Origin of the sequence: Catenovulum sp. SX2 (genome assembly GCF_052056295.1) — a bacterium.
Lineage (GTDB): Bacteria > Pseudomonadota > Gammaproteobacteria > Enterobacterales > Alteromonadaceae > Catenovulum.
Genome location: NZ_CP182493.1, coordinates 2,455,134 through 2,468,536, shown reverse-complemented (window position 1 = coordinate 2,468,536; position 13,403 = coordinate 2,455,134). Strand labels below are relative to the sequence as shown.

Annotated in this window: 12 protein-coding genes; 7 read left to right on the top strand and 5 right to left on the bottom strand. The window is 40.3% G+C overall.

Features of this window, described 5'->3' with window-relative positions:
- The first annotated feature begins 12 nt into the window (after nucleotides 1-12).
- The 7 genes from ACMZOO_RS10340 (at nucleotide 13) to ACMZOO_RS10310 (ending at nucleotide 6,254) form a co-directional block, all read left to right on the top strand.
- Nucleotides 13-1,518: an RNA polymerase factor sigma-54 gene (locus ACMZOO_RS10340; RefSeq protein WP_440903275.1), complete on the top strand. Its 1,506-nt coding sequence runs from the start codon at nucleotides 13-15 to the stop codon at nucleotides 1,516-1,518.
- A 29-nt stretch (nucleotides 1,519-1,547) separates the two neighbouring features.
- A complete protein-coding gene (hpf, locus tag ACMZOO_RS10335) occupies nucleotides 1,548-1,835 on the top strand; it encodes a ribosome hibernation promoting factor (protein ID WP_016954493.1) in 288 nt (95 codons plus the stop codon).
- Complete coding sequence (gene ptsN, locus ACMZOO_RS10330; protein WP_440903274.1) at nucleotides 1,835-2,281, top strand: PTS IIA-like nitrogen regulatory protein PtsN; 447 nt, start codon at nucleotides 1,835-1,837, stop codon at nucleotides 2,279-2,281. The genes hpf and ptsN overlap by 1 nt, the downstream gene beginning before the upstream one ends.
- Before the next feature lie 3 nt (nucleotides 2,282-2,284).
- Nucleotides 2,285-3,148, top strand: a complete 864-nt coding sequence (gene rapZ, locus ACMZOO_RS10325) for an RNase adapter RapZ (RefSeq protein WP_440903273.1) — start codon at nucleotides 2,285-2,287, stop codon at nucleotides 3,146-3,148.
- Between the two features lie 73 nt (nucleotides 3,149-3,221).
- Nucleotides 3,222-3,494, top strand: a complete 273-nt coding sequence (locus ACMZOO_RS10320; protein WP_016954496.1) for an HPr family phosphocarrier protein — start codon at nucleotides 3,222-3,224, stop codon at nucleotides 3,492-3,494.
- Between the two features lie 128 nt (nucleotides 3,495-3,622).
- Nucleotides 3,623-4,981: a magnesium transporter gene (gene mgtE, locus ACMZOO_RS10315; protein WP_440903272.1), complete on the top strand. Its 1,359-nt coding sequence runs from the start codon at nucleotides 3,623-3,625 to the stop codon at nucleotides 4,979-4,981.
- Between the two features lie 583 nt (nucleotides 4,982-5,564).
- A complete protein-coding gene (locus tag ACMZOO_RS10310; RefSeq protein ID WP_440903271.1) occupies nucleotides 5,565-6,254 on the top strand; it encodes a helix-turn-helix domain-containing protein in 690 nt (229 codons plus the stop codon).
- Between the two features lie 543 nt (nucleotides 6,255-6,797).
- Here the strand turns inward: ACMZOO_RS10310 and pulA are convergent.
- The 5 genes from pulA to ACMZOO_RS10285 all read right to left on the bottom strand — a co-directional run bounded on the left by pulA (nucleotide 6,798) and on the right by ACMZOO_RS10285 (nucleotide 13,389).
- Nucleotides 6,798-9,611, bottom strand: a complete 2,814-nt coding sequence (gene pulA / locus ACMZOO_RS10305; protein WP_440903270.1) for a pullulanase-type alpha-1,6-glucosidase — start codon at nucleotides 9,609-9,611, stop codon at nucleotides 6,798-6,800.
- Nucleotides 9,612-9,701: 90 nt separating this feature from the next.
- Entirely contained in the window at nucleotides 9,702-11,093 is a 1,392-nt protein-coding gene (locus ACMZOO_RS10300; protein WP_440903269.1) for an alpha-amylase family glycosyl hydrolase, read from the bottom strand.
- A 99-nt stretch (nucleotides 11,094-11,192) separates the two neighbouring features.
- Complete coding sequence (locus ACMZOO_RS10295; RefSeq protein ID WP_440903268.1) at nucleotides 11,193-11,387, bottom strand: DUF4250 domain-containing protein; 195 nt, start codon at nucleotides 11,385-11,387, stop codon at nucleotides 11,193-11,195.
- Nucleotides 11,388-11,415: 28 nt separating this feature from the next.
- On the bottom strand, nucleotides 11,416-11,625 hold the full coding sequence (locus ACMZOO_RS10290; RefSeq protein WP_440903267.1) for a DUF2061 domain-containing protein: 210 nt from the start codon (nucleotides 11,623-11,625) through the stop codon (nucleotides 11,416-11,418).
- A gap of 204 nt (nucleotides 11,626-11,829) precedes the next feature.
- A complete protein-coding gene (locus ACMZOO_RS10285; protein WP_016956043.1) occupies nucleotides 11,830-13,389 on the bottom strand; it encodes a sodium/sugar symporter in 1,560 nt (519 codons plus the stop codon).
- Nucleotides 13,390-13,403: the final 14 nt, after the last annotated feature.

The window sequence follows — 13,403 nt, the reverse complement described above, 5'->3', positions numbered from 1 at the left end:
ATCGTCTAATTAATGAAACAAACTATTCAGTTAAAATTTGGTCAGCATTTAACTATGACCCCGCAGTTGCAACAAGCTATTCGATTGTTGCAATTGTCATCGCTTGATCTTCAGCAAGAGATCCAAGAAGCGCTTGATAGCAACCCTTTGTTGGAATCTGAAGAAAACCGCGAGGACTTCGAATCATTAGACGCGTTAAACGAAGCTAAACAACAAAAAGAAGAAAAAAACGGCAAAGATAATACCGAATCAAACGAAGATGCAGTGCCCGACAGCCGTGACGAACTATCACGCGAAGATATTCGCGAAGATTTAGCGACCGACAGCACTTGGGATGACCACTTTACCCAAGGTACTGGAACTGGCTCAGGTGGTGCAGCCCCTGACGATGATATGGTTTACCAAGGTGAAACCATAACGTCAATTCGTGACCATTTATTATGGCAAATGGATTTAACGCCATTTTCACCAGTCGACAGAGCTATCGCCATAGCCATTATTGATGCAGTCGACGACTCAGGTTATTTAACTGTTAGTGTTGAAGACATAATTGAAAGTTTAGGCATAGAAAGCGAAGAAATAGACGATTTAGTTGAAGTTGAAGAAGTAGAAGCAGTACTTAAACGCATTCAACTCTTTGATCCAGTTGGTGCTGCGGCCAGAGATACCAAAGAGTGTTTGCTCGTACAACTGAATCAATTTTCAGCAGATACGCCCTATTTAGCCGAAACCAAAAAAGTAATTAAAAATTATATCGAACTTTTAGGTAATAGAGACTACCGAACTTTAGCAAGGAAGACTAAACTAAAAGAAGACGAGCTAAAAGAAGTGATGAAACTCATCCACAGCTTAAACCCAAGACCGGGTAACGCTGTGGTTGCAGAAGAAGCTCAATATATAGTGCCAGATGTGGCAGTTAAAAAAATTAAAGACGATTGGATAGTTGAATTAAATCCAGACAGCATGCCAAAACTCAAGATAAATGCAGAATATGCAGCTATGAGTAAAACAGCACGCAATACGTCGGATTCACAATTTATCCGTTCGCATATGCAAGAAGCAAAATGGTTTATAAAAAGCCTTGAAAGTCGTAACGAAACTTTGTTAAAAGTAGCAAGGTGTATCGTAAAACAACAACAAGGTTTTTTTGAGTACGGTGATGAAGCCATGAAACCTATGGTGTTAAATGATGTTGCCGAAGAAGTTGAAATGCATGAGTCGACCATATCTAGGGTAACGACACAAAAATATATGCACACACCACGTGGTATATTTGAATTGAAATACTTCTTCTCAAGTCATGTCAGCACTGAAAATGGTGGGGAATGTTCATCAACCGCAATACGCGCTTTGATTAAAAAACTGATTTCTGCTGAAAATACAGCAAAACCGTTAAGTGATAGCAAGATTGCAGAATTGTTAGCGGATCAAGGTATTATGGTTGCTAGACGCACCATAGCTAAATACCGAGAGTCGTTGTCAATTCCGCCGTCAAACCAACGTAAGAGCCTTCTTTAGAAGGCATAAACCAAAAAAGGAAAGAGCCTATGCAAATCAATTTAACTGGTCGTCATGTTGATATTACTGACTCACTAAGAGATTACGTCGACAACAAGTTTGCAAAGCTTGAGCGTCATTTTGATCACATCAATAACGTGTATGTTATCCTCAACGTTGAAAAGCTAAATCAAGTAGCAGAAGCAACGCTGCATTTAAACGGTGGTGAAGTATTTGCCAACGCCGAGCATACGGATATGTATGCCGCAATAGATTCCTTGATAGACAAGCTGGATCGCCAAGTCATCAAGCATAAAGAGAAAATGAAACGCCATTAATGGACATTCAATCTTTTTTATCCAAAGACTGCACTGAATGTGCAGTCTCTGTTTCTAGCAAAAAACGAATTATTGAGCACATAGGTCAAATAGCTGCACAGCATATTAGCGAAATGACCGAACAAGAAATTACCGCAGCTTTGCTCAATCGAGAAAGATTAGGTAGTACAGGTATAGGTAATGGTATCGCCCTCCCTCATGGCCGCTTAGCCAATACAACTAAAGCGTTAGCCGTATTAATTACCACAGCAGAAGCTATTGATTATGACGCGATAGACAACCAGCCGGTTAATGTTTTTTTTGCTCTGTTGGTACCAGAAAACCAATGCAACGAACACTTAAAATCATTAGCAGCTGTTGCACAAAAACTTTCGGATAAAAGTATTTTAAAACGCTTAAGATCAGCGCAAACTAATCAGGAACTTTTTCAAGCTATTACGGAATAAACTATGTTACAACTTGTCATACTGTCAGGTCGTTCGGGTTCAGGTAAATCGACCGCACTTGATCAACTTGAAGATGCAGGTTTTTATTGTGTCGATAATATTCCAATTCAGTTATTGCCGTTTTTACCAGATGCATTAAAAGGCAAATATAGCCGTATCGCGCTTAACTTAGATATTCGTAACATATCCGACTGGCAACAAGATTTAAGCAACATCATTACCCAACTGAAAGGCGTCGCTGACGTTGTTGTTGTGTATATGGATTCAAGCAATCAAACTTTATTAAAACGTTATTCTGAAACACGCCGTGTTCACCCACTTTCTTTGATGCAAGCAGGATTAAGTTTAGAAGAAGCAATCGTTGAAGAAGGTGAACTGTTACGGCCAATTCGTGAAATGAGCGACTTGTTTATCGATACCAGCGAGCTGAGCATTCACGATTTAAATAAAATTATCACCAATAAAGTGTTAAACAAAAAAGCGGGTCATTTAAGGTTAGTCTTTCAGTCATTCGGTTTTAAATTTGGTATACCAACAGATGCAGACTACGTTTTTGATGCACGTTTTTTACCTAATCCACATTGGGACGAAAGTTTGCGGCCACTGACAGGTTTAGATAAACCAGTACAAGACTTTTTAAAACAACACGAAGAAGTACAAGCTTTTATCGACAAAATTTGCAGTTGTATTGAAGACTGGCTGCCGATGTTAGAACAAAACAATCGTAGTTATGTAACAGTGGCAATTGGCTGTACGGGTGGTAAACATAGGTCAGTTTATGTTACCGAAGCGATCGGCTGGTATTTTGCCTCACGCCACTCAGATGTAGCTATTGTGCACCGTGAGCAAAATAAACACGACAAATAATAATCCATAGGCAATTTAATCAGCTATATTGCCTGCTTCGCGGGCATCTCCCGCCCTGTTTGAGGTTTAACAAGTGCAACTCAGCAAAACACTGCTCATAAAAAACAAATTAGGTCTACACGCCCGCGCCGCAACCCAATTAGTTAAAGTTTCACAAGCTTATCCATGCGAAATTACCATTGAATGTGACGGTAAATCAGCTAACGCAAATAGCGTTATGGCGTTATTGATGCTAGCAGGCGCAACAGGCACAGAAGTCACAGTTAGTTGTAATGGTGAACAAGCCGAACAAGCGCTGCAAGCAGTCGAAGATTTAATTAACGCACGCTTTCACGAAGGTGAGTAAGTCTTTGTATTTTAAAGTGGCTTGCATCTAATACTTTAGTTAAACTATTGGTAATCATCAGCGCCCCAAATTTCGTTACTAATTTATCTTGGATTGGGGAATAAACTGCCAAGGAGCATTGCAGTTATATGCCTGAAGCATACGAGCAATCATTATCCAGCCAAACCTTGCATGAATTAACCGCGTCGTTAAACCGCGGCATGTTCGTGCATGTGCGTAATGCGCTGCATAATATGCCTGCTTGTGACGTGGCATTTATTTTAGAATCATCCCCAGTCAAATCGCGTATGGCGTTTTGGCAACTTATCGACTCTGAATTTCATGGTGAAATTCTCGAAGAGCTGAGTGAAGATGTAAGAAACAGTATCTTACGCCAAATGATGCCAGAAGCCGTTGCCGAAGCAACTGAAGGCATGGACACAGACGATCTTGCAGGTGTTTTACGTAGCTTACCTGAGCAACTATACCAAGACGTTTTAAGCTCACTCGATGCGCAAGACAGACACAGAGCAGAAGCCGCATTAGCTTACGAAGAAGACACTGCCGGCTCAGTAATGAATACCGACACTGTCACCATACGACCAGATGTAACTGTTGAAGTGGTGTTACGTTATTTACGCCGCCGTGCTGATTTACCAGAAAACACTGACAGCCTGTATGTAGTAGACAAAGATGACTGTTTAATTGGTGACATCAGTTTGTCGTCACTGGTTACGTCTCAACCTGAAACCGTAATTGAACAGTTGATGAATACTGATTTAGTGCCGATTCCTGCAACTATGCCAGAAAGTGAAGCGGCACAAATGTTTGAACGACATAACTGGATATCAGCGCCAGTTGTTAACGAACAAAACCACTTGTTAGGCCGTATTACCATTGATGATATGGTTGATATTATTCGTGAAGACGCAGAACACTCAATGATGAGTATGGCGGGTTTAGATGACGAAGAAGACACCTTCGCGCCTGTTGTACAAAGTACCCAAAAACGCTCTATTTGGTTGGGGGTTAATTTATTAACCGCTTTGTTAGCCGCAACCGTTTCTAACTTTTTCGAAGATGTATTAAGCCAACTGGCTGTGTTAGCTATTTTAAACACCATAGTGCCAAGTATGGGCGGTGTTGCTGGTAATCAAACCTTAACTTTAGTTATTCGTGCTATGGCCTTGGGGCACATTTCTGAATCAAATACCCGCAGCTTATTGCTTAAAGAACTCACAATTGGTTTTTTAAACGGTTTAATTTGGGCGCTGCTCATTGCCACTGTGGTCGGTATTTGGAAACAAGATTTTACCCTAGCTTGGATTATCGCCTTTGCTATGTTGATGAATATGATAGCCGCCGGTATTTCAGGTGTAACCATTCCACTTATATTAAAGAAATTTAATATTGATCCAGCATTAGCAGGCAGTGTTATTTTAACCACTGTCACTGACATTGTTGGTATCTTTGCTTTCTTAGGCACTGCCAGCTGGTTATTGATGTAGTTTTGGCTTGCATAGTCTGCATGTTTAAACTCGCTACTAGGCCGTACACTGCAGCCAGAAGTAGAATGAATATCCTCTGGACACTGTATCGCGGCAAAGTCTCAGCAAATAGGCTGGAAATCCCGAATAACTCAGCAAACGCTGCAAGTCTTCCCTGAGCGCTCTCGAATTGCATCCATGCAATTCAAGGTTGCTTCGTTTACTCGCAATTCCCATCCTCAACAAACTCAGATATCGCGGTTAAAAAACTACCCGCAACTCATAAGTAAAAAAGAGTAAGAGGAATAACTTGGAGCAAAATTTCTTTTTCATGGATGAAAAAGCGAAGCGTACAAGGATGTATTCACAGCGGTTTTGCGAAAGTTATGCTCTTGCTCTTTTGAGCATATTGCACCTAGCTAACAGTATATTAAGCTGCTTATTCACAATCTCGCAGCAATTGCACAAAGCGATAATAATGCCCATTCAAAGCCAGTTTGAATGCTTGGCGTATCGCTGTCGTCAATATGACGGGTAAAAATTACTGCAATTTAAATCGTATACAGCATACTTGAATACAAAGAAAAGCAATGAAGGACACACAATGTTTTTATCAACCGATAAGTTGAAACAACTTCGAAATGAAAAAGGCTGGTCGCAAGAAGTGCTAGCAAAAGCAACAGGACTCTCCGTTAGAACCATTCAAAGGATTGAATCAGATGGCAAGGCATCTGCCGAATCGACACTTTCGTTAGCATCAGTTTACGAATTGTCTCCTCAAGAATTACAAACAACATCAAACGATATTAAGGTTAACTGGACTAAAAAGATGATTGCGCACAATGCTATAGCTTTATTGGTGATGTCCTCAGCCATTGGTATGTTTATGTGGTTGGGCGGCGAAATATCCTTCTTCGTAGACTTGCCTGCTTTACTATTTGTGCTTTTATTCACTTGTGCAGCAACTATCATCAGTTTTGGTGTGGATGGACTGCACCAGTCCTTTATGGGTCTTAAATACCTGTTTACGGACGAAATTGCTGGTGGTATCAAAGCGAAAAAATTAGCAGCAATCTACCTAAACCAAAACAAATTTGTTTATGCCGGCGCTTTTGTGGGTTTAATTATCAATACAATTTCTATCCATTCAAATTTTGACATACCTGAGAACCCGGTAATACTGCACAGAGCATATGCGGTTAACCTAGTAGTCCTCTTTTATGCAGCACTATTGGCAGAAGGTGTTCTACGTCCATTAACTGTGAAATTAAGAACTTGCGATATATCTGACTAACAAATTTTTACCCCTTTTAAATCAATTTATTGCGTAAAACTCAAAGCAAACAGTCGGGGAAAACAACCGCAATAAATTTGCGAAAAAGGTGGATGAGTATGTTGTAAGCAAAACTTCACAAGATAGGGGCGAATGAAGACCGAAGCAATGCTTCGCAGCTGAATGAGGTGGAGCTATGGACAGCGACAGGACGAAGCTTCATCGACGAAGTCGTGCTCAATGCATTTTGTAGAGCACTACGATTTTGCGAACAATATCTCATTCACCTTTTGTCTTCTATGCCACAAAACATCTAGCGACTAAAACCTATGCTTCTAACGGGCTTGCTGGCACATATTCTCAGTAATTTCACGAAGCGATATCATTGCCCATTAGGAGCCAGTTTGAATGCTAATTTTCTAAAACTTCACTAGGCATGGATGCCTTGTGGGAGCGGCCAGGGACTGGCGCACAGCGTTTTTAGAAAATTATGCTTCAAACTAGCGTGCTGGCACAATCTCACAGCACAGCATCCATAAGACTTAGCATAAATAAGCTAGAAAACTAATCCTTATGCGAAGTCACAAACACAGCAACAGATAAACCCGGTACAACAAAACGACCATCTAATGCTTTTGCCTGCTGCACACGTTTATCAACACCATTCTGCTGCACAGGATGCAAACGATACAAATTGGCTGACGGATATCGCAAATCAATTTTCTCAGCGCCATGATTAAAAATAACCATTAACGACTGGCGTTTATCCAGCACAGGCTCACCATAAAAATCAGAAACTTTCATCGCAATAACACCATCAACAGCATTTGGCCCAGTATTATGAAAAGTCACTTTATCCATAACCTGTTTTTCTGTAGTTAAACGGAACAACTTATTCTCGCTGCGAATACGTAAAAACTCTTGGAAAACCTTAGCGCTAAACTCAATATCCGCAGCTTTGACTAAATCACGCCCTTGGTTTTCTTTTAGTAGAGTGCGAATAACATCCCAGTTATCTTTGTCTTTGACCTCAGGTGGTAGACCCACATGATAATTGTTCGATTGTTTAGCAAAGTCGACCGCATTAAACCAATCGCCATAATCATAACTATCACGTAAAAATGCCTTGGAGCGCAACAAATCTGAGCCCATATGAATAAACGGAATACCCTGCCCCATCAAGGGGTAAGCTAAGGCTAACAACTGCATACGTACTCGATCTTCAGTTGAAACATGATAGGCAATGCGGTACTGATTATTATCCCACAAAGTTTGATTATCATGTTTCGATACATAATTAACTGTGTCGGCCGGATCTAACGCATAACCCGTTGGCGCGCCACCATAGTCAACCTCAGCGCCAGTGACCCACTGGCCTTGTTCATTTTTAACTTTAAAGTTAGCTAAATTGCCGGCTAAACCAATACGCGCTTGGTTCATAGACAATAAATACTCATCTTTTTGTTTATCTTCAGGCTGCAACTCATTTGGAATGACATACAAACCATTAGACAAACCTTGGCCACGGCGGATCCACTCTCCGCCATCAAAAGGTGCCCCTCCGCGTACAGCGTCACGCATGCGGTCTGTGAAGGTGCCGATTTCAGTGCCAGATAACTCAGTTTGAATTGCTTGGACAAATTGTGCGTTGTTAGCAACTTCGCCAAAATTCCAACCTTCACCATAAAAATAAGTGTCAGGGTCAACCGCACGCACGGCTTCGCGCGCGACCAACATAAGTTCTTTTGGTTGATGGCCCATTAAATCAAAACGAAAGCCATCAATTTTGTAATCACGCGCCCAAACCACCAGCGAATCAAGCATAAGTTTGCCCATCATCACGCGTTCACTTGCAGTATTGTCACAACAAGTTGATTGTTCAATCGCGCCAGTAATTGGATTCAGTCTGTGATAATAATTTGGCACGATTCGGTCTAACACAGATTTAGGGTTTAATCCGGCTTGGAAAGTATGGTTATACACAACATCCATAATCACGCGAAAACCTAACCCATGTAAGGCTTGCACCATCTCTCTAAACTCAACTATACGAGCAGTGCCTTCAGGGTTTGTCGCATAACTACCTTCTGGCACAGTGTAGTGATATGGATCGTAACCCCAGTTATATGGATCAGCAGCGCGAATTTGTTCAACAACAGCTTGAACGTCGGTCGATAAAGGATCCATACTGGCAAATACTTCACGCACAGTTTTTTGCTGAATTTCACTACGGCTACAAATGTGTACTTCTGGGAACATACGGCATAATTCACCGACAGTTTCGTCCAATTCAATCACTTGCTCTGCAGTTTCGTTAATAGAGCCCAGATCATAAGTAGGTAATAAATGCATGACATTTAAACCCGCTTTACGCAAAGCTTTTAAATGATTGATAGATACAGAATCGGTTTCTAAAAAGGCTTTATATTTACCTTTATATGCGGGATCAGATAACGTATTGTCAGAAGCACTAAAGTCACGAATATGTGATTCATAAATAATCAAATCTTCCGGCGCAGCAACCACTGGAACAGTATGAGTTGCCCAACCTTCAGGCATAGTTTGTTGGGCGGTTAAATCAACCACTTGGCTGTATAAACTATCGGTCGATAAACTCAAGGAGTATGGGTCGGTCGCTTCTGTTACCAGCACTTCCTCTGCAGACGGTTGATATTGGGTTATTTGGTATTTGTAATATTTGCCGACTAGCGACTTATCAATTTCAGTCGACCAAATGCCCGAATTGTTATCGAATGCCAAAGTAACCGGCACAGCGCTAAATGGTGTTTTATCGGCATTAAATAGCAACAAGCTAACTTGTTTCGCCAAGGGCGCCCAAAGCTTAAAAGAGACATTTTGTTGATTAACAACAGCGCCTAAATCTGCCACTTCATCCGCGTCATTTGCGCCACGCGTATACAAATCGTCTAAAACAAAACCGCTTTGCACTGTATTAATTGCTAAAAGATTTTCATTTTTATCAAGCTGAACAACCACAACTTTATCACGCAACCAATGTTTAGCTTCTGCTGGGGTTATTTGCACCGAATAATTAGTAAAGTCTTTCAGATGAGGATACAAACCTTGCAAGTTATCTTGTGTAGCAATTAAAGGAATTGCCGATGGCATAGCTTTAACCACGGCTTGCTCGGGTGCTAACGAATAATCATCAATTTTTATCAGATATAAATTTGCGCTGTTTTGCGCTTGTTTAACTTTTATTTGTGTTGTTGTTAGCCAATGCGCCGCGGCATTTAATTCAAGCTGCTGGATATCAGCCGATACACTTTGTGGTTGATGTTGTTCACAGCCAGTTAGCGGCCATATCAAGATGACCGCACTTATCAATGAAACTGTCAATTTGGTATTTTTATTCATGCTAGTAACAATTCATCTAAATTAATTTAACTAAGCATGAGCCATAGTAGGCAAAAGCGCAATTTGCATACGTATGGAATAATAAAAACCTTATTTACTAAAGACTTTAAAACCCCAAGCAGGAATTTCTAACTCAGTTGTATCAGTTAGTACCGCCTGTTTGGCCGTTGTAAAATCGATATACTGGCCGTGGTAGAGTTTTTCACTAAACTTAACTGTCTTTGCAGAGCTTGAAAAGTTAAACACAGCAAACACTTTGTCTTGTTGATTTTGTCGAACAAAACTCAATACCTCAGTCGGATGATTATTGGGTACATGCACCATGGTTGCGCCCCATTGTGCATTCCATAACGCTGTGTTTTGTTTTTTCAGCTTGAATAACTTTTTGTATAAATCACCTATCGGATGCGGCTGCCAGTCTATCGGATCTTTCTCAAAAAATGCTAAGCGTCTTGGATTACCAGCTTCTTGGCCATTGTAAATCATTGGCATACCTTCACCGACCACAGACAATACTATGCTTGCTTCAAGCGCTTCACCAAAAGCTTCAAACTGAGTGGCTTCCCACGCATTTTTATCATGGTTACTCACCATAGTCATACGCATGGCTTCTTTCGGAAAGGCGCTTTCGTTCCACGAATAATAGATGAATAAACTATTCACATTACTTTTTCCGTGGGCGATATTGTGCATATGCTCCCACCAGCTCCATGCATAAGTTGCATCAAATGCATGTGCATGCAAATCGCGAGATTCCCATTCAGCCAACATAAATACTGGTTTTATTTCATCTAACTCTTTGCGTACTTGGTTCCAAAAATCAATTGGCACAAAACCCGCTACGTCACATCGATAACCATCAACGCCAACCTCTTCAACCCAGTATTTCATCGCATCCGTCATATATTTGCGCAAACCAGGCTGGCTGAAATCTAGATCAATAATATCTGACCAGTCCCACCAAGGCGTTGGTCTAAAATCACCTTTGTAATCACGCTCATACCAGTCTGGATGATCAAAACGCAAATGATTGTCCCAAGCGCTATGATTGGCTACCCAATCTAAAATCACGTACATGCCCATTTCATGCGCTTGCTTAATAAAATTTTTTAAATCATCCAATGTGCCAAACTCAGGGTTAACTTTACGATAATCTTTGACTGAATATGGGCTACCTAAACTTCCTTTTCGGTTTTCTTCGCCTATGGGGTGAATTGGCATTAACCATAAAATATCAACACCTAAATCTTTTAACCTTGGCAGTTGTTTGGCCGCGGCGTTAAAAGTGCCTTCTTGGGTAAATTGACGCGTATTAATTTGGTAGATAACCGCATTTTTAGTCCATTCAGGGTGTTTGACCTGAACATAAGGTTTTGCTTGATAAGCCGAGCTGTCGTTGTTGGTAGATGTACATGCAACCGCCAATACGCACACGGCAATAACCGCTAAAATACGCTGACAGATATATCGAGTTTGTAACATAATTAATCCTATCCCAATAAACTAAATCGTTTAAGTTAAAATAAAATTAATATAAAGAAGTGAATTTGTAAAAATATTAACCAGTGAATACGTATGCAGTTAGCAGGCTTTAAACTGGTTACTTGCTGGGTCGTAACTAAGATTCAACTTAGCCAAACGCGAAATTAAAATATCTTTGTTCATGTCATATTCACTGCATAACTCTTCCAAACTAATTTGACTGTTACGCAGCTTCATATTGACGATAGACAATAATAAATTAACGTCCATGTTCTGATAATTATTTAAGTGCATAATATCTCCTCGGGAGCCTCAGCTGAGGTTAGTTGACAACCTGCGCCTGTTGTTCAGATACAAATACTTTGTTTTTAATTCGGTTCCAAATTTTTTCATGGAAGTAGTAAGCAACTGTGTTTACCGCTGGCTCAACCATAGCGACTGCGCCACCTATTACAATATCACCCGTTAATAACCAAGCTACCGCAAAAGCAACAGAAAAGTGCATAACAGCAAAAGTAATTGTTTTAATCATTAACCTGTCTCCTAAAGATTGACCCAAACCGCTTGGGCATGTGTTAATAATAACAATTCGCATTTAATTTAAAATCAAACTGATTGAATCGCTCTAATAGGAAAATACGATTAGATTGTTTTTTGTTCGACTAGATACAAAAAAGCCCATTTAGACATAATCTAAATGGGCTTTAAAATCAGCTAAGTAGCTTAAGCAGTTTCTTTACCACCAAGCGGCGTATAAACCAGCAAGAATCAATACACAGCCAACTGAAGCTAGGTTAAAGGTAGATTTGGTATCAAAAGAAATACCGGCTAAATCAACACCTTTTTCGCCTTTGCCACCTTCTAAGTGTGAAATACCAATTGCTAACGCAATACAAAGTACAAAGACTAAACCAACACGATCCATAAATGGTAAGTCTGGGAAAATAAACTTAAAGGCTAAAGACAAGATTGCCGAGCCAACAGCTGCGACTAATGCAGCATTCGCAGTGGTTTTCTTGTAGAACAAACCTAAAATAAAGATCACACAGATACCTGGGGTGAAGAAACCTGTGAATTCTTGAATGTATTGGAACGCTTGTTCAAAGCCGGCTAACAAAGGCTTAGCAACAATAACTGCAATAGCTAGTGACAATAAACTGACCATACGACCAACATTTACATAGTGAGTTTGACTCGCGTCTTTTTTCACATGTTTGTATAAGTCCATAGTGAAAATAGTTGAGATACTATTAGTCATAGAAGCTACAGAAGAAACAATCGCGGCAATTAAAGCAGCGAAAATTAAACCTTTTAAGCCTTCTGGCATTAGCGTCATCATTTCAGGATAAGCTTTGTCTGGGCGTTCTAAATCAGGTGCGATTAACACTGCACAAATACCTGGTAATACCACGATAATTGGCATCAAGATTTTTAAATAAGCAGCAAAAGCAATACCTTTGTGCGCTTCGTTAATATCTTTAGCAGCTAGTGCACGTTGGATAATATACTGGTTAAAACCCCAATATGATAAGTTCATGATCCACATACCACCTAACAATACAGATAACCCCGGTAGGTCGATGTAGTTAGGGTGATCACTAGCCAAAATCATGTCGAATTTTTCTGGCGCTTGCTCTAATAACATATTAAAACCAAGCATTGCACCTTGGCCATCGGCAATGGTATCTAAACAAATGTAGGTTAGAATGAAACCACCACCAACTAACAATACAACTTGAATAATGTCAGTAAAGGCAACCGCTTTCAAACCACCGTATAAAGAATAAGCGATAGAGAAAATAGCGATAAAGATCATGCCAAACAACGCAGGCATACCTGATACAGTTTCAACCGCTAAACCACCTAACCATAAGATACTGGTTAAGTTAACAAGTACATATACGCCTAACCAAAAAGTCGCCATCACTGTACGTACACGGCTGTCATATCTTTGTTCGAGGAACTGCGGCATAGTGTAAATGCCACGCTCAAGGAAGATAGGTAAGAAGTATTTACCAACAATAAGTAGGGTAATGGCTGCCATCCACTCGTATGAAGCTATAGCTAAACCAATTGCAAAACCAGAGCCTGACATACCGATAATCTGTTCAGCAGAAATATTTGCTGCGATTAATGAGGCGCCAATTGCCCACCAAGGAAGAGATTTACTCGCTAAAAAGTAATCTTCAGTATTTTTTTGATGTGATTTATCTTCTCTAGAAACCCAGAGCGCCAAAATCAACAGCCCGATTGCATAAACTATAAATATAGTTATATCTAGATCTGTTAATTGCATATTTTGTGTTCTTC

What these genes read in the sequence shown, in the direction of transcription:
- ACMZOO_RS10340 (WP_440903275.1), top strand. Translation starts at nt 13, where the DNA reads ATGAAACAAACTATTCAGTTAAAATTTGGTCAGCATTTAACTATGACC.
- hpf (WP_016954493.1), top strand. Translation starts at nt 1,548, where the DNA reads ATGCAAATCAATTTAACTGGTCGTCATGTTGATATTACTGACTCACTA.
- ptsN (WP_440903274.1), top strand. Translation starts at nt 1,835, where the DNA reads ATGGACATTCAATCTTTTTTATCCAAAGACTGCACTGAATGTGCAGTC.
- rapZ (WP_440903273.1), top strand. Translation starts at nt 2,285, where the DNA reads ATGTTACAACTTGTCATACTGTCAGGTCGTTCGGGTTCAGGTAAATCG.
- mgtE (WP_440903272.1), top strand. Translation starts at nt 3,623, where the DNA reads ATGCCTGAAGCATACGAGCAATCATTATCCAGCCAAACCTTGCATGAA.
- ACMZOO_RS10310 (WP_440903271.1), top strand. Translation starts at nt 5,565, where the DNA reads ATGTTTTTATCAACCGATAAGTTGAAACAACTTCGAAATGAAAAAGGC.
- pulA (WP_440903270.1), bottom strand. Translation starts at nt 9,611, where the DNA reads ATGAATAAAAATACCAAATTGACAGTTTCATTGATAAGTGCGGTCATC.
- ACMZOO_RS10300 (WP_440903269.1), bottom strand. Translation starts at nt 11,093, where the DNA reads ATGTTACAAACTCGATATATCTGTCAGCGTATTTTAGCGGTTATTGCC.
- ACMZOO_RS10295 (WP_440903268.1), bottom strand. Translation starts at nt 11,387, where the DNA reads ATGCACTTAAATAATTATCAGAACATGGACGTTAATTTATTATTGTCT.
- ACMZOO_RS10290 (WP_440903267.1), bottom strand. Translation starts at nt 11,625, where the DNA reads ATGATTAAAACAATTACTTTTGCTGTTATGCACTTTTCTGTTGCTTTT.
- ACMZOO_RS10285 (WP_016956043.1), bottom strand. Translation starts at nt 13,389, where the DNA reads ATGCAATTAACAGATCTAGATATAACTATATTTATAGTTTATGCAATC.